We start from the raw sequence: 20,333 nt of genomic DNA on the forward strand, positions 1-20,333 counted from the left end.
CGCAGCCTAGCAAGCTTGGCCGCCGTTTCTCCACCCGCGCTGCGATGCTGCGGCGCGCAATATCAAAAACATACAGCGGCCATCGATCGCCGGCAGTGCGGCAAAGGAGACGTGATTCGATGAATGCGCACGACGAATCGCCGCCGGCCGCGGGCTGGAATGCGTTCGCGCCGCTACGCGAAGCCACGTTCCGCAATATATGGACGGCGAGCCTGCTGTCGAATTTCGGCCAACTGGTGCTCGGCGTCGGCGCCGCCTGGGAAATGACCCGGCTGACCACCTCGGCGAGCATGGTCGCGCTGGTGCAGTCGGCGATGATGCTGCCGCTGATGCTGGTCGCCGTGCCGGCCGGCGCGATCGCCGACATGTTCGACCGGCGCAAGACCGCGATGGCCGGGCTGGCCTTCGCCACGCTGGCGGCCGCCGTGCTGACGACGATCGCGATGCTCGGCCTGACCACGCCCTGGCTGCTGCTGCTGTTCTGCTTTCTGATCGGCGGCGGCGTCGCGCTGTACGGCCCGGCCTGGCAGTCATCGATCATCGAGCAGGTTCGGCCCGAGCACCTGCCGGCCGCGGTCGCGCTCGGCGCGGTCAGCTACAACATCGCGCGCAGCTTCGGCCCGGCGATCGGCGGCGCGGTGATCGTGCTGGTCGGCGCCAAGGGCGCGTTCGGCATCAACGCGCTGTTCTATCTGCCGCTGCTGATCACGTTCTTTTTCTGGAAGCGTCAGCAGGCGATAAACCGGCTGCCGCCGGAACGGCTCGATCGCGCGATCGTCGGCGGCGCGCGCTATGCGTTGCATTCGCCGCCGATCCGCATCGTGCTGATTCGCGCATTCCTGTTCGGACTGTGCACCGCGGCGACCGCGGCGCTGGTGCCGCTGATCGTGCGCGACATGTTGCAAGGCACCGCCAGCACGTTCGGCCTGCTGCTCGGCGCCACCGGCGTCGGCGCGGTGATCGGCGCGCTGGCGGTCAGCGAGGTGCGCGAGCGCTTCAGCGCCGAGCGCGCGGTCGGCCTGTGCGCGCTGGTCGGCGGCCCGGCGGTGATCGCGATCGGCTTCAGCCATCACGTGATCCTGACCGCGCTGCTGCTGGTGGTTTCCGGCGCGGCCAATATGCTGCTGGTGTCGCTGTTCTCGGTTGGCGTGCAGCTGTCGGCGCCGCGCTGGGTCGCGGCGCGCGCGATCGCACTGCATTCCTCGGCACTCACCGGCGGTATCGCCATCGGCGCCTGGATCTGGGGCCAGGTCACCGGCGCCTGGGGAGTGGATGTCGCGATCGTCGCCTCCGGCGTACTGCTCGCGCTGACCTCGCTGCTCGGCCTGGTACTGCCGATGCCGCGCGTGTCGCTCAAGGAAATCGAGGTGGTCGATCTCGGCCACGAGCCGGAAGTGTCGCTGCAGCTGACACCGCGCAGCGGCCCCATCGTCATCGAGATCGATTACGCGGTGGACCCCGAGCACGCGCGCGACTTCTACGCGGCGATGCTCAAGCTGCAGCATGCGCGGCGACGCAACGGCGCCTACGACTGGTCGCTGTCGCGCGACATCGCCAAGCTGTCGCTGTGGACCGAGCGCTATCACTGCGCGACCTGGGGCGACTACCTGCGCCAGCGCGAACGCTTCACCCATTCCGATCTGGATCTGCAGGAGCAGGCCAGCGCGTTCAACATGGACAGCTCGGAGCTGCGCGTGCGCCGGCGCCTGGAACGGCCGTTCGGATCGGTGCGCTGGCGCGCCGACGTGCCGGATCCGCAGCGCGACAACTACAGCGTCTTCGGGCCTTGAACGCCGCGCAGGCGGCTTCATCACCTCGTCATCAGTTCATACTCAAAGCGAAACGAACAGGAGAATCTTCATGCCGGAAGCCTTCATCATCGACGCCGTGCGCACGCCGCGCGGCATCGGCAAAATCGGCAAGGGCGCATTGGCGCACATGCATCCGCAGCATCTGGCGGCGACCGTGCTCAAGGCGATCCAGCAGCGCAACGGTTTCGACACCCGCGACGTCGACGACGTGATCTGGGGCACCAGCGCGCAGAAGGGCAAGCAGGGTGGCGACATGGGCCGCATGGCGGCGCTCGATGCCGGCTACGACAAGAGCGTTGCCGGCGTCACGCTGGATCGCTTCTGCGGCAGCGGTCTGACCGCGGTCAGCTTCGCCGCCGCGCAGCTGAAAGCCGGCATGGAAGACCTGATCGTCGCCGGCGGCACCGAGATGACCTCGCAGATCGCGGCCATGCAGCAGGCCGAGGCCGCGGCCGGGCTCAAATCGCCGGGCCTGGGCACCGGCAACGCGCGGCTGCAGGCGCGGTATCCGCAGTCGCACCAGGGCGTCAGCGCCGACGCGATCGCATCAATGGAAGGCATCACCCGCGAAGCCCTCGATGCCTTCGGCGTCGAAAGCCAGCGGCGCGCCGCGCACGCGATCGCCAACGGTTATTTCGACAAGTCCATCGTTCCGGTGTTCGATGAGGACGGCAAGCTGGTGCTGGCCAGGGACGAGCATCCGCGCGCCGACACCACGCTGGAAGGCCTGGCCGCGCTGAAGCCCTCGTTCGGCCAGATCGCCGACATGCCGATCGACGAAAACGGCAACACCTTCCGCAAGATCATCAACTCGGTCTATCCGGGCCTGAAGATCGGCGCCTTCCATCACGCCGGCACCTCGTCGGGCAATGTCGACGGCGCCGCCGCGCTGCTGCTGGCATCCGATGCCTACGTGCGCAAGCACGGCCTGAAACCGCGCGCGCGCGTGATCGCCACCGCCAACATCGGCGACGACCCGACGCTGATGCTCAACGCGCCGGTACCGGCCGCGCGCAAGATCCTGGCGCGCGCCGGCCTCACCGTGAACGACATCGACCTGTGGGAAGTCAACGAGGCTTTCGCCGTGGTGGTCGAAAAGTTCATCCGCGATCTGCATATCGACCGCGAGCGCATCAACGTCAATGGCGGCGCCATCGCGCTCGGCCACCCGATCGGCGCCACCGGCGCGATCCTGATCGGCACCGTGCTGGACGAGCTGGAAAGGCGCGATCTGCGGCGCGCTCTGGTTACCATGTGCGCAGCCGGCGGCATGGCGCCGGCGATCATCATCGAGCGCGTCTGAACCGCGTATCGATCGCACACCGGCAACCAGGAAAACGGCTTGAAAACGACGGGAGAAGAACCACCCAGCGGCACGCCGCCCAACCCGCGCAAACGCGCCATCGGCCGCAAGCTGACGGTGATTTCGCGCCAGCTGTGGCAGCAGTTCGACCAGAACGTGCAGGGCGCCGGCGTGTCGCGCGCCAAGTGGGGGCTGATCTCGGCGGTGGCGCGCAACCCCGGCACCACGCAGCGCTCGATCGCGGCGATGCTGGAGGTCACCGAGGTCACCGCCGGCCGCATGATCGACCGGCTGTGCGAGGACGGCCTGCTGGAGCGGCGCGAGAACGCCCAGGACCGTCGCGGCTACTGCGTGTTCCTGACACCGGCCTCCAAGCCGCTGCTCGACCGTCTCGGCGAGGCCGCCGCCCGCTACGAGGCGGAGGCCTTCGCCGGCCTCAGCGACGAGGACCTGGAGCGGCTGGAAAACCTGCTCGACGTGGTCGCCAGCAACATCGCCGGACCGAATCAACGCTAGCCGAAAAAGAAAATTAACTAAAAACTTAAATTTCTCTTGACACTGCCCTGGGGCGAATACTAACGTAGCTTATGGTTTCGATGCTACGGAATCATCTTTCCCCTTGCAAGTCCGGAGATTCACCGTGAAGAAGTCCCTGCTGGCCGTTTCGCTTTTCGCGTTCATGAGCGTCGCCACCGCTGCCCAGGAAACCGCCTCGGCCGGCCCGATCGCGACCAAGGGCAAGATGCTGTACGCCACCAACGGCGGCCGCCTGGGTTCGGTTTATCGCGTGTCCGACGACGGCTCCGTACAGCTGATCCTGGACGGCAGCATGCGCACCGTGCCGGCGAGCACGCTGGCGATGGTCGACGGCAAGCTGACCACCAGCCTGTCCAAGTCGGACGTCATCTCCAGGCAGTAGGCAGCAGCCTGTGTCGCCCTCTCCCTGCGGGAGAGGGCCAAGGGGTGAGGGACTTTCAGTCGCCAACCCGACCCGGATCCGGGACACCCTCATCCGGTACTGCGCCGCCGCGCGAAGCGCGAACGCTTTGCGCGGCGAATGCGCCAGCCTTTGCCGAAGCACGAAGAGCCCTTGCACCACGCTCGCGGCTTAGCCATTGCGCTCCAAAACTCCACGACGCTCATTTCCTGCTCGCCGCAAAAAAAACAGCGCGCCCTAGCGTGGATCGGCATTTTCGCTTGACCGTGCAGCGCGGCGCGGCGCGCTGTCGCCGCCGGCTGCGCAAACGGGATATCATTTAGAGCAACAGCGGTGTTCAATAGCCGCGGCGACAAAAAATGGATGGAGAGACCGTATGACGCAGGTGATGAAGGGCGTACGCGTGCTGGAAGTTGCACAGTTCACGTTCGTGCCCGCGGCCGGCGCGATCCTCGCCGACTGGGGCGCCGACGTGATCAAGATCGAACATCCGGTGCGCGGCGATACCCAGCGCGGTTTCATCAACATGGGCGGCATCGCGGTCGACCCGAACCGTAACCCGCTGGTCGAGCATCCGAACCGCGGCAAGCGTAGCGTCGGCATCGACCTCGCCACCGCCGAAGGCCAGGCGCTGCTCTACGAAATCGCCAAGACCGCCGACGTGTTCCTGACCAACTACCTGCCCAGCGTGCGGCAGAAGAACAAGTTCGACATCGAGCACATTCGCGCGGTCAATCCGAAGATCATCTACGCGCGCGGCAGCGCCTATGGCGACAAGGGCGTCGAGCGCGACACCGGCGGCTTCGACGGCACCGCGTTCTGGTCGCGCAGCGGTGTCGGCTATGCGATGACGCCGGCCGAGATGGAAGGGCCGCTGTCGCAGGGCATCATGGCCTTCGGCGATTCGATCGGCGGCATGTTCATCGCCGGCGGCATTTCCGCCGCGCTGTTCAATCGCGAACGCACCGGTGAAGGCGTCGAGCTCGACGTGTCGCTGCTCAGCGCCGCATGGTGGGCTTCGGGCGCGAACATCGCGCAGGGTCTGGAAACCGGGCAGACCACGCGCAATTCGATGCCGACTTCCGGCGGTGCCGCACGCAATCCGCTGATGGGCAATTTCCGCACCGCGGACAACGGCACGATCAATTTGTGCATGGTCAGCCCGACCGGCTTGATCCGCGACGCCTTCGAGCATTTCGGCATCCCCGAAGCCGCCGACGATCCGCGCTTCGCCGACGTCAAGACGCTGATCGCCAATTCCAAGGCGGCGAGCGATCTGATCGTCGCCGCGTTCGCCAAAAAGCCGTTCGCCTACTGGCGTCAGCACCTGAAAACGATGAAGGGCCAGTGGGCGCCGATCCAGAGCCTGCTCGATCTGACCTCGGACGAACAGGCCCTGGCCAACGACATGCTGGTGGAGCTCGAAGGCGACGACGGCAAGCCGTTCAAGGTGGTGCGCGGCCCGGTGCAGTTCAATCACGAGCCGCTGAAGACCACGCGCGCGCCGCAGGCTTCGGAACATACCGAAACCTTTCTGATGGAGCTGGGCCTGGACTGGGATCGCATCGAACAGCTCAAGGCTTCCGGCGCGATCGCCTGATCACCGTCGCATTGAAAAAAACAAAGACGTCGAGGAATCCATGAAAGCGGGAAGCAAACTCAAGAGCGCGGTGTGCGATACCGAGGTGATGGTCATCAAGGGCGCCGATGTCGCACTCGAATGCGGTGGCGCACCGATGGCCGCGGATCGTCCGGCCGAGCGCGCCGCGATCAATCCGGCGTTCGCCGAAGGCACCAAGATGGGCAAGCGCTACGTCGACGCCAGCGGCGCCGTCGAACTGCTGTGCGTGAAAGCCGGCGCCGGCTCGCTGTCGATTGCCGGCGTCGCGCTGCAGCCCAAGGACGCCAAGCCGCTGCCTTCTTCCGACTAAGGCAGCACCGATGAATATTGCGCTGATCCTGCAGATGGCGGCCGACGCCGAGCCGGACCGCATCGGCCTGGTCTGCGATGGACGACGCTGGTCCTACGGCGCGTTGCTGCAGGCCGCACGCGGCGCCGCGCAGGCGATCACCGATGCCGGTTGCCAGTACGTTGGCCTGCTCGACGAAAGCAGCGAGGCGGCATCGATCGCGCTGTTCGGCGCGGCGCTCGCCGGCGTGCCCTACGTGCCGCTGAACTATCGCCTCGCCGACGCCGATCTGGCGGCCTTGCTGCTGCGCATCGAGCCGGCTTATCTGATCGGCGACGTCGCACGCGTGCAGCGGCTCAACCCGGGGGCCGCGCACAAGACGCGCTCGCGCGCGGACTTCGTCGCCGAGGCCGAAAAGCTCGGTGAAACCGCATCCGCCGACGAGCAGGAAGGCGAAGGTATCGCCGCGCAGATCTTCACCAGCGGCACCACGGCGGCGCCGAAGGCGGCGCTGCTGCGCCACGCCAACCTGCTGTCGTACATTCTCGGCACGGTCGAATTCGGCGCGGCTTCGGAAGACGAAGCGGCGCTGGTCTGCGTGCCGCCGTATCACATCGCCGGCATCGCCGCGCTGCTGTCCTCGATCTACGCGATGCGCCGCATCGTGCTGCTGCCGGCTTTCGATCCGGACACCTGGTTGACACTCGCCGCCACTGAGCGCGCCAGCAACGCCTTCGTCGTGCCGACGATGCTGTCGCGGATCATCGCCAGCATCGACGCCGGGAATGCGCCCGATCTGTCGTCGCTGCAGTCGATCGCCTATGGCGGCGGCCGCATGCCGCTGGAGCTGATCGAGCGCGCGCTCGTGCTGTTCCCGGCCACCGGCTTCACCAACGCCTATGGCCTGACCGAAACCAGTTCGACGATCGCACTGCTCGGCCCCGAGGATCATCGCAGCGCGCAGTCGTCCAGCGACTCGGCGGTACGCGCGCGCCTGGCCTCGGTCGGCCGTCCGCTGCCGACGGTCGAGATCGAAATCCGCGACGAAGAAGGCCGCGTGCTGCCGGCCGGCGAGCGCGGCGAAATCTACGTGCGCGGCGAGCAGGTCTCCGGCGAATACCGCGGCCGCAGTGCGCTCGACGCACAGGGCTGGTTCCCGACGCGCGACGCCGGCTACATCGACGCCGAGGGTTATCTGTTTCTGGCCGGCCGCGCCGACGACGTCATCGTCCGCGGCGGCGAGAACATCTCGCCCGGCGAAATCGAGGACGTATTGACCACGCACCCGGCGGTCGCCGAATCCGCTGCGGTCGCGATCCCGTCAGTGGAATGGGGTGAAGCGGTCGGCCTCGCGGTCGTGACCAGGCCGGGCTATGCCGCACCCGGCGAGCCGGAACTCAAGGCGCTGATCAAGGAGCGCCTGCGCTCCTCGCGCGTGCCCGAGCGCATCGTCTTCGTCGACGCGCTGCCGTACAACGAAATGGGCAAGCTGCTGCGGCGCGAGGTGAAGAAGCTGTTCGGCTGAGCAGACGGCTGTCATCTCCGTCCTCCGTTCGTCCCGAGTAGCCGCCTTAGCGGCGTATCGAGGGATCCGATCGCGGTCCGGTCCCTCGATACGCGGGCGAGCCCGCTACCCGGGACGAACGCAGAGCGGTGACGCCGTCACGGCGGGCGCGACCCGCCCTACAAAAGCGGATGGCATCACACGGCGGGTCACGCCCCGCCGGCTTTTTGCGGCCCATGAAACCGCGGCCGTTGTGCCAGCCGTTTCGCCACCTCCGGATAACGCTCCGGACGCAGGTTGCCGTACATCGAGATGCGCAGCGACTCCTCGGCGAAACGCCGCGCCAGCGGCGCCAGATCCTGAGTCGCACCGTATTGCGCGCGCGCCCACACCGGCCACAGGAACACACCGGCGAGCGTAATCACCGACAACACTTCGGTATCGACGTTGTCCTGCGACAGCGCGGTGGAATCGAAGCGCTCCGCCGAGCTGCGGTATTCACGCCAGAACAGATCGCGTGCCGGCTCCGGCGACGACAGCACATTCAGCAGCCAGGCGCGGCACAGCTCCGGGTTGTCCATCGCGAAACCGGCGAGCCGGTCGCTCAAGGCCGCGACGTCGACCGAGCCGACCTTGCGGTCCTTGGTGGCGCCGGCGGGCCCGAACACCGCCTGAAACAGTTTCTCCGATACGCCGACCGCGGCCGCCGCGATCAGCTGGTCGCGCGTCTTGAAGTGCTGGTATGCAGTGCCGCGATTGACGCCGGCAATGCGCGCCACCTCGGCCAGGCTCAGGCCTTCGGGGCCGTCGTGCGCCAGGCAGCGTCGCGCCGCCTGCAGGATCGCTTCCCGCGTGCTCGCGGGGTCCGGCGAACGGCGCGGCTTGCGCGCTGACGCGGCGCGTTTCCGCACCGGCCGCGACCCTGGTGATGAGTCCCGCAATCTGATGGCACGACTCGCACTCGTACGCGAGGGCCGCAGCAGCGACTGCTGCGGCGTCGCACCGCCGAGCAGCTCCAGCTCACAACTCGAGTTGTAGGCCGACAGCAGCGCGGCGAGCTGTCGCTGCAGCTGCGCCAGCGACACGGAGCCGCGCCCGTCCACGGCCGCGGCGGCGATGGTCCGGTTCATGCGCTCGACCTGCGCGCCGGTCCAGCGCTGGCGCAGCTTCAGGCCGCGCTGGCGGATACCCGCGTCGGCGCAGGCCGGTGCAAACGAGGCATCGGCGGCGATTGTCTCGTCGGCCATCAGGCTACCGATGCGGCCCGGCACCGCGGCGATCAGCGCGGCGACGAATTCGACCGCCGACGCCGCAGCGCCGGCGTCGTATAGCTGCGCAAATGCGTAACGGCTGCGCCGCTCGACCGCGACGATCAGCTGGTAGCGGCGTTTTTCGCCGAGTTGCGCGCTGCTCAGGTCGAAGCACAGCCCTTCGGCAGACCCGGCCGCAGCCTCGTCGCCGCTCGCGGGCAGACGCGAAATGCCGTGCCGCTGCAGGCAGCGGTGCAGCGATGAACGGCTCAGCTGCGGAATGAAGCCACGCAGAGCCTGCAGACAGCCGTCGAGCGGCAGGCGCAGATGCTGGCGCAAGGCGACGACGATGCCCTCCTCGCGCAGGCTCAGGGCCGAGGAGCGCGGATCGCGCGGGCCCGGCTTGCGATCGTCCGGCGATGCACGGCGCCGCCATTTGGCGACGGTTTTCGGATTGAGCCCGTAACGCAGGGCCAGCTGGCGAATGCTGTCGTCACTGTGCCGGATCGCATGCCGTACTTCGGCGGGGCTACGCCGCAGCTGCTTCATCGATCGCACCCGATCAGGATTGGACAGGGTCTTTTGTACCATCTATTTGCGGGATCTCGAAATCGGCGCCTCGCCCTCGCGGTGCATGCGGATCATCGGCCTGTACAACAGCAGGTTTCAAACACCACGACGATTGACGCCTGGATTTCCAATGAACAACCATGTTCATACAACGAAGCGACGCCGGCTGAAGCCAGGCGCGCACCCACACACGCAGCGATACAGGAGAGAGCGCAATGACAGCAGTGCTTGCGGGCCGCGTGGCGCTGGTCACCGGCGCATCGTCCGGCATCGGCGAGGCGACGGCGCTGGCACTGGCCGCGGCCGGCGCCAGCGTGGCACTGTCGGCACGGCGCGAGCAGCGGCTGCATCAGCTGGTGCAGCGCATCGAATCCCATGGTGGCAAGGCGCTGGCGCTGTCCGGCGACGTCGCCGACGAGGCGGTCGCCACCGCGGCGGTGGAAAAGACCATCGCGCATTTCGGCCGTATCGACATCCTGGTGAACTCGGCCGGCATCATCCAGGCCGGCGGCGTCGAGAATGTCGACACCGACGAGTATCGGCGCGTGATCGACATCAACCTGCTGGCGACGGTTTACACCTGCCGCGCCGCGATCGCCGCGATGAAGGCGCAGGGCAGCGGCGACATCATCAACATCTCGTCGCTGGCCGGACGCAAGGCCGCCAAGCTCTTCAATGCCTATACCGCCAGCAAGCATGCGCTGAACGCGATGACCGACGCGATGCGCCAGGAAGTCGGCGGCTTCGGGATCCGCGTCTGCATCATCAATCCAGGCGCGACCGCGACCGCGGTGTTCGAGAACGTCAGCGACCCGAAGATGCGCGCGACGATGCAGCAGCACGTCGGCAAGGACGGTGCGATGGCAGCCGGCGATGTCGCCGAGGCGGTGCTGCTGGTCGTCAGCCTGCCGCGCCGCACCAGTATTTCCGAGCTGTCGATCCGCCCCACGATCGATACCTCGGCTTGAACCACGAAGAATCCGTAGAAGGAAACCCACGCATGAAAGACATCGAGTTCATCGACCTGTCGCCGCGCATCGCCACCGAAATCCGCGTCAGCCAGGAAACGCTGCTGAGCGGCAGGCGCGCACAGGAGATCCGCGCGCAACTCGAACAGCGCGGCGTCGTCGTGTTCAAGCAGATCCATCTCGACGACGAGCAGCAGGTGGCCTTCGCCGGCACGCTCGGCGAAATCATCCCGCAAGGCAACAAGGGCATCTACAAGGTCACGCTCGACAAGAAAGAAAACGACAGGGCCGACTATCTGCGCGGTGCGTTCTACTGGCATATCGACGGCACCACCGACGACGTGCCGACGCGCGCCTCGCTGCTGAACGCGCGACGCCTGTCACCGACCGGCGGCCAGACCGAATTCGCCAACACTTACGCCGCCTTTGATGATCTGCCGGAGTCGGAGAAAAAGGCGATTTCCAAGCTGAAAATCGTGCATCACGTCGAAACCATACAGCGCAAGATCTACGACGCGCCGACGCCGGAACAGGAGGCGAGCTGGAAGCGCTATCCGCCGAAGGCGCATCCGCTGGTATGGAATCACCAGAGCGGCCGCAAGTCGCTGGTGCTGGGCTCGACCTCCTCGCATGTCGAAGGCATGGATCCGGAAGCCGGCCGCAGGCTGATCGAGGAGCTGACCGCCTGGGCGACGCAGCCGCAGTTCGTCTACCAGCATCAATGGACCTTGGGCGACCTGCTGATCTGGGACAACACCGGCACGATGCATCGCGTCGTGCCCTACCCGCTCGACAGCGGCCGCATGATGCATCGCACGACCCTGGTCGCCGAAGAAGCGCTGGTCTGATTCGCGCTGACGACACGCGCTCACACACGAGAGAAACCGCATGGGACGTCTGGCAGGCAAGGTTGCGCTGATCACCGGTGCCGGCTCCGGCATGGGCAAGGAGATGGCGCTGCTGTTTGCGCGTGAAGGCGCGCAAGTGGTCTGCGCCGATCGCAGCGGCATGCAGGACAGCGTCGCGGCCGCGATCGGCGAGGCCGCGGTCGCAGTGCACGCCGACGTCGCGCTGAGCGCCGACGTGCAGAACATGATCAAGCTGGCCGAGCAGCGCTTTGGCCGCCTCGACGTGCTGGTCAACAACGCCGGCTTCGGCGGCGGCATGGCGCCGTTGCACGAGCAGACCGAAGCACTCTACGACGACGTTCAGGCGGTGAACCTGAAAGGCGTGTTTCTCGGCATGAAATACGGCATCGAGGCGATGCTGCGCAGCGGCGGGGGCGCCATCGTCAACACGGCTTCGGCGGCCGGCCTGATAGGCTGGAAGAACCACAGCGTCTATGGCGCGGCCAAAGCCGGCGTGGTGCAGATGACACGCAGCGCCGCGCTCGAATATGCGCAGCAGAACATCCGCATCAACGCGATCTGTCCCGGCATGGTCTGGACCGGCCTGGTGAAAGCCTCGGCGATCCATGCGACGCCGCCGCCGGATGCGCGGCCACCGTTCGGCGTCGCGATGGGCCGCTGGGGCCTGGCCACCGAACTCGCCGCCGCCGCGCTGTTCCTGGCCAGCGACGAGGCCTCGTACATCACCGGCGTCGCGCTGCCGGTCGACGGCGGGTACGTCGCGGGGCACTAAGGCCGCGATCCGGCTGCACCCATGCATCCCGCGCCGGCCGAGTGCCGGCAGCAGCTGATCCTCGACATGCACGGCGAACTCGACCGCTAGCTGCAGGCTTGCGCATACTGCGGGCCGGCTAATAGACAGACCTGTCGGCCAGGGCATATAAAAACTGCAGACGGCATTCCCGCGCCGGCGACAGTACGGGCATAGCGTCGCTGCCCCCCGCTTTCGCGGGAGCGACGACAGAAAGAGACGAGGAGCGCGGCGTGCAGCACTGGGACGAGACTTTCGACTTCGTCGTCGCCGGCTGCGGCGGCGGCTCGATGTGCGCGGCGCTGGTGATGCGCGCCGCCGGCAGGTCGGTGCTGATCCTGGAAAAGACCGCGCTGCTCGGCGGCACCACGGCGCGCTCCGGCGGCGTGATGTGGATACCGAACAATCCGGTCATGCAACGCGACGGCATCGCCGACAGCTTCGATGCCGCGAGCCGCTATCTCGACCAGGTCTGCGGTGACGCGGTCGATGCGCCGGGCGCGACGCCGCTGCGCCGCCGCACCTATCTCGAGCAGGCGCCGCGCATGGTCGAGTTCCTGATCCGCCAGGGTCTGCGCTTCACGCGCGTGCGCGAATGGCCGGACTACTACGACCAGCTGCCCGGCGGCTCGGTGCCGGGGCGCACCGTGGTCGCCGAGCTGTTCGATCTCAAGCAACTCGGCGACTGGGCAAAGCGGCTGAGGCCGAGCTTCATCGTCGCGCCGCTGCCGGCAACGCTGGAAGAAATGATGGAGCTGCCTGCATACAAGCGCTCCTGGCAGGTCCGGCTGCTGATGCTGAAACTAGCGCTGCGCCTGTTGCTGGCCAAGTTCAGTGGCAAGCATTGGGTCGCCGGCGGCGCGGCGCTGCAGGGCCGCATGCTGCAGGCGGCGCTGAAAGCCGGCGTCGACATCCGCAGCGAGGCGCCGGTCGGCGAGCTGATCGTCGAGGACGGCGTCGTCACCGGTGTGCTGACGATCAGGGACGGCAGGCCCTGGCGCGTCGCCGCAAAGCTCGGCGTGCTGGTCAACGCCGGCGGCTTCGCGCGCAACCAGGCGATGCGCGACCGCTACGCGCCCGGCACCTCGGTGAAATGGAGCATGGCCGCGCCCGGCGACACCGGCGAAATGATCGAAGAGATGCAGCGCATCGGCGCCGCGCTCGCGCAGATGGACGAACGGGTCGGCAACCAGATCACGCTGCCGCCCGGCGCCGAGGACAGCGAAGCCAAGCCGACCGTGCAGGCGATGACCGCGGCGCCGCATTGCATGCTGGTCGACCAGAGCGGCGCGCGCTACATGAACGAAGGCGGCTCGTACATGGCCTATGCCAAGGCGATGCTCGAGCGCCATCGCAGCGTGCCGGCGGTGCCGAGCTGGGCGATCTTCGACAGCCAGTACATGCAGCGCTACATGCTCGCCGGCACGATGCCCGGCAGCAGGAAGCCGCAAAGCTGGTATGACTCCGGCTACCTGAAAAAGGCCGACAGCATCGAGCAGCTCGCCGCGCTGCTGGACATCGATCCCGCCGCGCTGGGCGCGACGCTTGCACGCTTCAACGGCTTCGTGTGCCGCAACTGCGACGAGGATTTTCATCGAGGCGAGAGCGCCTACGACCGCTGGCTCGGCGACTGGCTGCATCGGCCGTCGCCATCGCTGGGCAGCATCGAGCGCGCGCCGTTCTACGCGGTCGCGGTATACCCCGGCGACGTCGGCACCTACGGCGGCGTGGTCACCGACGAACATGCGCGCGTGCTGCGCGCCGACGGCTCGGTGATCACCGGGCTCTACGCCACCGGCGTATCCACCGCGTCGGTAATGGGCCGCGCTTATCCCGGCGCCGGCAGCAGTGTCGGCCCGTCCTTCACCTGGGCTTATGTCGCGGCGATGCACGCGGCGCGCCTCGATCCGCTGCATCTACACGAGGTATGACGCGATGAGCTCCTATTCCCGCTCGCTGCCGCCGGCGCTGGTCGTCGGCACCGGCTTTGGCTGCCGCATCCACGTACCGGCGCTGCGCGCGGCCGGCTTCGATGTCGTCGGCCTGATCGGTACCGACATCGAACGCACGCGCAAGCGCGCGCAAGCCAGCGGCGTTGCGCAGAGCTTTACCGATCTCGACGAGGCGATCGCGCGTACCGGCGCGCACGTCGTCAGTATCGCGACACCGCCGCATACGCATGCGCCTTTGACATTCACCGCGCTCGCGCGCGGCTGCCATGTGCTGTGCGAAAAACCGTTCGCGAAAGACCTGGCCGAGGCGCGCGCGATGCTGGCCGCGGCCGAGCGCGCTGGCGTCGTGCATCTGATCGCGCACGAATTCCGCTGGGGCCCCGATCGCGCCCTGCTGGCACGCGCGATCGCCGACGGCCTGATCGGGGAACCGCGCATGCTGACGATGAGCGGCTACATGCCCCAACTCGCCAGCGCCGACGCGAAGATGCCGCGCTGGTGGTTCGACCGCGAGGTCGGCGGCGGTTGGCTCGGCGCACACGGCTCGCACATGATCGACCAGATCCGTTGCTGGCTCGGCGAGTTCGCGAGCCTGAGCGCGAGCCTGCCGATGGTGTCGGATCGCAGCGGCGTTGCCGAGGACTCGTACTCGCTGAGCTTCGAACTCGCCAACGGCGTCAGCGGCGTGCTGCAACAGACCGCGGGCGCCTGGGGATCGCCGGCGGCGATGACGCGCGTCGCCGGCACTCGCGGCACGCTATGGGTCGAAGACGGCCGTGTACACCTGGCCGATCGCGAAGGCACGCGCGAACTCGCGGTACCGGACGATCTGCAGCTGCCGGATGTCGGCGGCGATCCGCGCAACCTGCTGCTGCCGCCGTTCGTTCGCCTGTGCGAAGCGCTACGCGCCGCTATCGATGGCAGGCCGAACTCGGCCGTGCCGCCACCGACCTTCGCCGACGGCGTTGCCGGCATGCAGGTGCTCGACGCGATACGCGCCTCCGCTGCCAGCGGCGGCGCGCGGGTCGCGCTGAGCTGAGCGCGGCGCGACGATCAGCGCAGCGCCTGTCACCGCCGCGGCGGCTGAGGCGCGTTAGCCGCGCCAGCCGCGCATGCGGTTGCCGGCGTCGCAGTTGACGATTTCGGCAGTGATGAAACGCGCCTCGTCGGAGGCCAGGAACAGGCCGAGCCGCGCGATGTCGTCAGCGTTGCCATGCAGCTTCAGCACCTGCTGGCCCTGCACGCGCGCATAGGTGTCGGCGGACAGGCTGCCCTTGGATGCCGGTGTTTCCATGATGCCGGGGGCGATGCCGTTGACGCGGATGCCGTCGGCGCCGAAGTGCATCGCCATGCCGTAAGTCATCGACGCCAGTGCCGCCTTGGTGACGCCGTAGGCGCTCGCCGGCTGATAGCTCGCCATCGAGGTGATGTTGATCACCGAGCCCTGGGCGGCCGCCAGCGGCACGCGCAGCGCCTGGCCGAGCAGCAGCGGCGCGACCGTGTTGATCGCGAAATAGCGCAGCCACTTCTGCTGGCTCAGCTGGGTGAAACCGGCACTGATTTCGCCGTAGGCGAGGCCGGCGTTGTTGACCAGCGCGTGCAGCTGGGGATGCGTCGCGCAGACCTCGGCGGCGAAAGCCTGCAACTGCACCTCGTCGGACAGATCGACGCGATGCGTGCTGCACTGGCTTGCTCGGCTACGCAGCATCGCCGCGGTGTCGGCGAGGCCGGCCTCGTCGATGTCAGCCAGCACCAGGCGCGCACCCTCGCCGGCAAAGTGTTCGGCGAAGCTGCGGCCGAGGCCGGCGGCGGCGCCGGTGACCAGCACCACGCGATCCAGAAAACGCTGACTCATGTTGTCGACTCCCTGCTGCGGATCACCGCGATGCTGCGGACACGGCAGGCTGCTGGCAACGGCGATCGATGGCGAACGCCGGCCTTCCTGTCGGCAAACAGACGTGCCCCGTCGAAACCCGGTGCAATCCTTTTGGACCGGGCTAGGAGTTGAGCGCCGCCGTCCGCGGCACGCGCTGGCGGAACTCGCGCGGCGTGACGCCGGTGGCGCGGCGGAAGGCATAACAGAAGCCCGACGGCGACGAGAAGCCCAGCGAATACGAAATCGCCTTGACGCTGTTGTCGCACAGCAGCATGCGCTTGGCGTGATCGATGCGCGACGCAGCGACGTAGTGGCCGATCGAGCAGCCACGGCTGGCGCGGAAGCCGCGCGTCAGCTGGCGTACCGACAGCTTGCACAGCTCGGCCAGCTCGGTCAGCGTCGGCGCATCGCGCACCTCACGCAGGCGCTCGTCGATCAGGCGCAGCCGCCACGCGGACAGGCCACCGCTGCCGGGCGCCTCGTTGACGCGCGCGCAGTAACGCGCCAGCTCGATGCCGAGCTGCGCGACGACCAGTTCGACCAGCATGCCGCTGGCAAAACCCGGATGGCGCGTCTCGTGTGCCAGGCGCAGCATCAGGCCGCGGACGTTGGCATCGCGGATATCCATGCTCGCCTGGAGGCGGCGCTCGGTCCATTCCAGCCGGTCGGGAATCAGCTGCTGATCGATGTGCAGCAGCATCGAGGTCTGCGTCGAAGCGCCGTCACTGCGCGCCTGCATCACCTCGCCCGGCGGCACCAGGAACACTTTGCCGAGGCGCTCGTAGCGATGCGGGTTCCAGTGCCGGTCGTAGCAACCACGGGCATTGCTGGGCCGCGGCGTCAGCGACAGGTCGACCCGGTAATCGCCGGTCGGCCTGAGCACGCCGGAGGCAGGACCGAAGACGTCGAAGCGCACCAGCTGCGCCGTCGCCATCGGCACGCGGATCTCGGCGTCTATCGTCATATCGGCGAACGGATGTCCCATGACTTTCTCCTCCAGCAGTGCGCCGGTCTATTGCCGGTCTGAGCACAATATAGCGCTTGTGGACTATATGCGCTGGGCCGCCGCATCCACAATTCGACACTGTTGTTTATTGGAGCGCGCAGCCGGAGGCCGGATGCGCATTGCGCATTAATGAACACGCATGTACATTTATGCGGCGCGGCGGTGGAGACCAGCCGCGCAGCCACCGCCACGCCCGCAACGCCCGCTCCAGCAGCGCCGGCGGGTGCCGCGGCACCACGATAATCGACCGGGCCCACCGGTCACGAGCCGGTCTGCAAGCGCAGCCAGGCGCGTCCAGAGCCGACAGAGCCATGCCCAAGATTCTTTTCATCGAGCACAGCGGCAAGCAGCACCTCATCGACGCCGAAGCCGGCAAAAGCGTGATGCAGAACGCAGTCGATCGCATGGTGCCCGGCATCATCGGCGACTGCGGCGGCGCCTGCTCCTGCGCCACCTGTCACGGTTATATCGACCCGGCCTGGGCCAACAAGGTGGAGCCCAGGAACGACGGCGAAGATGCGATGCTCGACGGCGCGCTGCACACCGAGGCCAACAGCCGGCTGACCTGCCAGATCACGATGACCGAGGCGCTGGACGGCCTGGTCGTGCGCCTTCCGGTGAGCCAGTTCTGAGCGCCGCCGCGTGGGCTCAGCGTCCACCCATCGCCGTCCATACCGCCGGCGGCACCGAGGTGAATTCCAGGTAGTGGCCGAGCGTCGCGCGCGCGTCGGCGTAGACGAAGCGCAGGCCGCTGGAAGTATCGCCGCGGTAGACGATCGGCAGCTGCTGGCGCTCGACTTCGGCCAGCGTCGCGTCCCAGTCGAAGCTGCGCATGCAGATGTGATGAAAGCGCAGGCCCTGATCGGGCAGCGCCTCGCGATACAGCTCCACCGGCCCGGACACCGGCTCGATCAGCTCGTACTGCAGGTTGCCGACCCAGATGAAGGCGACCTTGTTGACCGCGATGCCGGTGCCGCGCGGCGTCGTCACCTCGACCTCGGCCTGAAAATACCGGGCGTCCGGCACGCCGTAGTGCGTGCGGAAGTAGCCGATCGCCTTTTCGATGTCGCGCGTGACGTAGGCGTTCTGGTAGTGGTTGGCGAGCAGCATGCGGCGTCCCCTGTCGTTGCGAAGGCCTCAGCCTTCGGCTTCCACGGTGTAGCGCGACGAGTAGCGCTCGAAGCGGCCGCGCAGCTCGTCCGGCGTCAGGCCGTATTGCGCGAGCTTGTATTCGTGGCGGCCGAACTTGTCCTGCGGATTGTCGTTGATCCAGTTCGTCATCGCGGTTTCGGCCTCGGCGGTGTAGTCGTCGCCGAGCGCCTTGTAGAGCCCGCGCATGGTTTCGATCGGCTGACGCATCAGGTCGGCGTAGTGCACGTCGATGACCTTGTCCTCGCCGAACTTGTCGCGGAAATTCATGATCCGCTCGGCGTGCTCCACCGCCTGGAACGAGCAGTTTTCGCCGAGCCACTTCGCGTCGACGCGGCCCATGAACGCATTGTGCGACAGCGACAGCAGGCTGCAGAACGAGCCGGTCGCGGTCAGCGGGTCGCGGTGCGTCCAGACGAAGCGCGCATCCGGATAAACCTTCAGGATCGTCTCCAGCCACAAGGCGTGCGAGGGTTGCTTGAGGTTCCACACGCCCGGCGCATCGGCCTGCAGCAGTTGCAGGAAACGCTTGTGATACTCGTAGGTGGATGTCAGGTCAGCCTGGAACAGCCAGTCGCGATAATTCGGCAGCACGCCGCGCGATTCCCAGACCAGGGCCTTGAAGTCCTGCATCACGAAGAACATGCACTCGTTCGGATAGATCGCCGAGTTGCGGTAGTACTTGCCCATCTCCGGACGCGCCGCGAGCATCTGGCGCTCGGCCTCGAGCCGCGCGAGCGCGCGCGGATCGGTGAACAGCGTGGCGCGGGTCGGCGGCGGGATCGGGTCGTCGATCTCCCAGGTCAGCGGCGAGCGCCGGTTCGGGTCCGCGGCGAGCAGGTTGCTGAGCAGCGTGGTGCCGGTGCGCGGCACACCGAAAACGAACACCGGGCGCTCGATTGCGCGCTTGAGCAACTCCGGCCGCTGGTCGAGATAAGCCGTGGTTTTGAGCCGCGTCGCCAGCGCGCCGACGACGCTGCCGCGGACGCGCTCGAGACCGGCCTCGGTATACGTGCAGGCGTTGACGTCGCCGAGAAACACCTCGAGACCCTCGTGAAAGCTGTCGCTGTCGAAGCGCTCCAGCTGCGTCGCCTTGCGGGCCTGCTCGACCAGTTCGTCTGCGACCATTTTCTGCGCCATGTCTTTGCTCTCTCCACGATTCGGGCCGATCGGCGGCGGCTCCCAGGGCAAACGATCTTCGACCGCCGCCTCGTCGCCCGCAACGGCGTTCGGATACGACGACCGGACACAATGTCGCGGTCGGGACGTTGCCGTCGCCGGCACCGCGGCGTCTATGGACCCGGCATCGGCGGCGGGCGATGCTGGCGCCCGTCCGTTCATGCAAGCCTGGGTCAATGAGCAGCCGAATCCCGCAGAAGCCGCGCAGCCGCAACCCGGTACAGACCCGTGCCCGGCTGCTGCAGGCGACGATCGACCTGGTCGCCGAAAAAGGCGCCGACGCGCTGTCGCTGAAAGAGGCCGCGCGCGTGGCCAAGGTCAGCCGCGGCGTCGCCTACCAGCATTTCGACGACCGCGATCACCTGCTGCGCGAGGCCAAGGCCTGGCTGTCGGAGCGCCTGAGCGAATCGCTGCATGGCGAACTCGACCCGGCGACGATGGAGGATCGCGTCTACGGCGTGGCGCGGCAGGTGATGAACAACCGCGAGGCCTCGCGACTGCTGATCGCCGACGCGATGGCCGGCAAGGATCTGCAGAAAGACCATCCGCTGTACCGCCTGCTGCTCGACTCGCTGGAGCGGTTCAGGACCAGTGGCAATGCGCGCCAGGACATGGATCTGGAAATCCTGTCCTCGATCCTGGTCGGAGTGGTCGCTTCTATCATCATGCTGAGTTATCAAGACAACAGTGATGTCGATAAGATGGCGCGGCGGTTTACTGCCGAATGGACTCGCATCCTTCGCCACGGGATTTTCGTGGAGCCTCCGGCCTGAGAACGCAGGCCGGCACCAGGCGGGCGCCGCAACGCAGCACGGAATCGCTAATGGACACTGATGTCCATTAGCGATAGCATCTGCTTCAATATCAGTTCAAAAGAACGCCGGGCCTGTTACGCCACGGCGGCGACGCTGAGGAGAGAGGCACCTTGCTTACACCCGCGATCCGGCCGTCAAGGTCGAATTTCAAGCGCCGCAGCCCTGCCAGCCTCGTTCTGGGCAGCGGCCAGGTGCCGGCCTTGTGGTCATCGCTGTTGTCCATAGCGCCCGCCGGTGCGGCCGAGCGGTTCACCGACCATCGGCAAATGGGTCTGAAGTATTCGCCGCTGACTCAGATCAACGCCGGCAACGTCGATCAGTTGCAGGCCGCCAGGGAAGTCCATACCGGCGGGCACGGCATGTACGGCTCCCGCAAGGGTAATCCGGTGATGGCGCACCAGCTCAAGCGTTAGCGGGCAACTGGGGCGTGCGCCAGACGGCGTC

20 protein-coding genes are annotated in these 20,333 nt (G+C 67.1%); 15 read left to right on the forward strand and 5 right to left on the reverse strand.

Features of this window, described 5'->3' with window-relative positions; translation table 11 throughout:
* The first annotated feature begins 119 nt into the window (after nucleotides 1-119).
* The 7 genes from ACQZF9_RS19365 (at nucleotide 120) to ACQZF9_RS19395 (ending at nucleotide 7,486) form a co-directional block, all read left to right on the forward strand.
* Nucleotides 120-1,790, forward strand: coding sequence for an MFS transporter (locus ACQZF9_RS19365; protein ID WP_428310605.1), 1,671 nt, complete (start codon nucleotides 120-122; stop codon nucleotides 1,788-1,790).
* Between the two features lie 70 nt (nucleotides 1,791-1,860).
* The gene (locus tag ACQZF9_RS19370) at nucleotides 1,861-3,114 is read left to right on the forward strand and encodes an acetyl-CoA C-acetyltransferase (RefSeq protein ID WP_428310606.1); all 1,254 of its coding nucleotides are present in this window, start codon (nucleotides 1,861-1,863) and stop codon (nucleotides 3,112-3,114) included.
* A 39-nt stretch (nucleotides 3,115-3,153) separates the two neighbouring features.
* Nucleotides 3,154-3,630, forward strand: a complete 477-nt coding sequence (locus tag ACQZF9_RS19375; protein ID WP_428310607.1) for a MarR family winged helix-turn-helix transcriptional regulator — start codon at nucleotides 3,154-3,156, stop codon at nucleotides 3,628-3,630.
* 124 nt (nucleotides 3,631-3,754) lie between these two features.
* Entirely contained in the window at nucleotides 3,755-4,033 is a 279-nt protein-coding gene (locus tag ACQZF9_RS19380) for a hypothetical protein (RefSeq protein WP_428310608.1), read from the forward strand.
* A 394-nt stretch (nucleotides 4,034-4,427) separates the two neighbouring features.
* Nucleotides 4,428-5,651 carry a CaiB/BaiF CoA transferase family protein gene (locus ACQZF9_RS19385; protein WP_428310609.1) on the forward strand — a complete coding sequence of 408 codons (1,224 nt, stop codon included), beginning with the start codon at nucleotides 4,428-4,430 and terminating at the stop codon, nucleotides 5,649-5,651.
* Between the two features lie 40 nt (nucleotides 5,652-5,691).
* Nucleotides 5,692-5,982, forward strand: a complete 291-nt coding sequence (locus ACQZF9_RS19390) for a hypothetical protein (RefSeq protein ID WP_428310610.1) — start codon at nucleotides 5,692-5,694, stop codon at nucleotides 5,980-5,982.
* Between the two features lie 10 nt (nucleotides 5,983-5,992).
* A complete protein-coding gene (locus ACQZF9_RS19395) occupies nucleotides 5,993-7,486 on the forward strand; it encodes a class I adenylate-forming enzyme family protein (RefSeq protein WP_428310611.1) in 1,494 nt (497 codons plus the stop codon).
* A 188-nt stretch (nucleotides 7,487-7,674) separates the two neighbouring features.
* On the opposite strand, the gene ACQZF9_RS19400 is transcribed toward ACQZF9_RS19395, so the two are convergent.
* A complete protein-coding gene (locus ACQZF9_RS19400; RefSeq protein ID WP_428310612.1) occupies nucleotides 7,675-9,264 on the reverse strand; it encodes a TetR family transcriptional regulator in 1,590 nt (529 codons plus the stop codon).
* Nucleotides 9,265-9,500: 236 nt separating this feature from the next.
* Between ACQZF9_RS19400 and ACQZF9_RS19405 the strand changes: the two genes are divergently transcribed.
* From ACQZF9_RS19405 to ACQZF9_RS19425, 5 genes are all read left to right on the forward strand, one after another.
* Nucleotides 9,501-10,253 (forward strand): SDR family oxidoreductase, encoded by a 753-nt coding sequence (locus tag ACQZF9_RS19405; RefSeq protein WP_428310613.1) that lies wholly within the window; start codon nucleotides 9,501-9,503, stop codon nucleotides 10,251-10,253.
* A 32-nt stretch (nucleotides 10,254-10,285) separates the two neighbouring features.
* The gene (locus ACQZF9_RS19410; RefSeq protein ID WP_428310614.1) at nucleotides 10,286-11,101 is read left to right on the forward strand and encodes a TauD/TfdA dioxygenase family protein; all 816 of its coding nucleotides are present in this window, start codon (nucleotides 10,286-10,288) and stop codon (nucleotides 11,099-11,101) included.
* Between the two features lie 40 nt (nucleotides 11,102-11,141).
* The gene (locus ACQZF9_RS19415; RefSeq protein ID WP_428310615.1) at nucleotides 11,142-11,894 is read left to right on the forward strand and encodes an SDR family NAD(P)-dependent oxidoreductase; all 753 of its coding nucleotides are present in this window, start codon (nucleotides 11,142-11,144) and stop codon (nucleotides 11,892-11,894) included.
* 251 nt (nucleotides 11,895-12,145) lie between these two features.
* Nucleotides 12,146-13,843, forward strand: coding sequence for an FAD-binding protein (locus tag ACQZF9_RS19420; protein WP_428310616.1), 1,698 nt, complete (start codon nucleotides 12,146-12,148; stop codon nucleotides 13,841-13,843).
* 4 nt (nucleotides 13,844-13,847) lie between these two features.
* On the forward strand, nucleotides 13,848-14,903 hold the full coding sequence (locus ACQZF9_RS19425) for a Gfo/Idh/MocA family protein (protein ID WP_428310617.1): 1,056 nt from the start codon (nucleotides 13,848-13,850) through the stop codon (nucleotides 14,901-14,903).
* Between the two features lie 54 nt (nucleotides 14,904-14,957).
* Here the strand turns inward: ACQZF9_RS19425 and ACQZF9_RS19430 are convergent, their stop codons facing one another.
* Complete coding sequence (locus ACQZF9_RS19430) at nucleotides 14,958-15,719, reverse strand: SDR family NAD(P)-dependent oxidoreductase (RefSeq protein WP_428310618.1); 762 nt, start codon at nucleotides 15,717-15,719, stop codon at nucleotides 14,958-14,960.
* Between the two features lie 142 nt (nucleotides 15,720-15,861).
* Nucleotides 15,862-16,725, reverse strand: coding sequence for a helix-turn-helix transcriptional regulator (locus ACQZF9_RS19435; RefSeq protein ID WP_428310619.1), 864 nt, complete (start codon nucleotides 16,723-16,725; stop codon nucleotides 15,862-15,864).
* A gap of 332 nt (nucleotides 16,726-17,057) precedes the next feature.
* Between ACQZF9_RS19435 and ACQZF9_RS19440 the strand changes: the two genes are divergently transcribed.
* Nucleotides 17,058-17,378 carry a 2Fe-2S iron-sulfur cluster-binding protein gene (locus ACQZF9_RS19440; protein WP_428310620.1) on the forward strand — a complete coding sequence of 107 codons (321 nt, stop codon included), beginning with the start codon at nucleotides 17,058-17,060 and terminating at the stop codon, nucleotides 17,376-17,378.
* Nucleotides 17,379-17,394: 16 nt separating this feature from the next.
* Here the strand turns inward: ACQZF9_RS19440 and ACQZF9_RS19445 are convergent, their stop codons facing one another.
* Together ACQZF9_RS19445 and ACQZF9_RS19450 are read right to left on the reverse strand one after the other, a co-directional pair.
* Nucleotides 17,395-17,856: a VOC family protein gene (locus ACQZF9_RS19445; RefSeq protein ID WP_428310621.1), complete on the reverse strand. Its 462-nt coding sequence runs from the start codon at nucleotides 17,854-17,856 to the stop codon at nucleotides 17,395-17,397.
* A gap of 27 nt (nucleotides 17,857-17,883) precedes the next feature.
* On the reverse strand, nucleotides 17,884-19,035 hold the full coding sequence (locus tag ACQZF9_RS19450) for a sulfotransferase family protein (protein ID WP_428310622.1): 1,152 nt from the start codon (nucleotides 19,033-19,035) through the stop codon (nucleotides 17,884-17,886).
* Nucleotides 19,036-19,250: 215 nt separating this feature from the next.
* On the opposite strand from ACQZF9_RS19450, the gene ACQZF9_RS19455 reads away from it, so the two are divergent.
* Nucleotides 19,251-19,847, forward strand: a complete 597-nt coding sequence (locus ACQZF9_RS19455; protein ID WP_428310623.1) for a TetR/AcrR family transcriptional regulator — start codon at nucleotides 19,251-19,253, stop codon at nucleotides 19,845-19,847.
* 152 nt (nucleotides 19,848-19,999) lie between these two features.
* A complete protein-coding gene (locus ACQZF9_RS19460; RefSeq protein WP_428310624.1) occupies nucleotides 20,000-20,302 on the forward strand; it encodes a hypothetical protein in 303 nt (100 codons plus the stop codon).
* The last annotated feature ends 31 nt before the right edge of the window (nucleotides 20,303-20,333 follow it).

The organism is Hydrocarboniphaga sp., from assembly GCF_965279055.1.
Lineage (GTDB): Bacteria > Pseudomonadota > Gammaproteobacteria > Nevskiales > Nevskiaceae > Hydrocarboniphaga.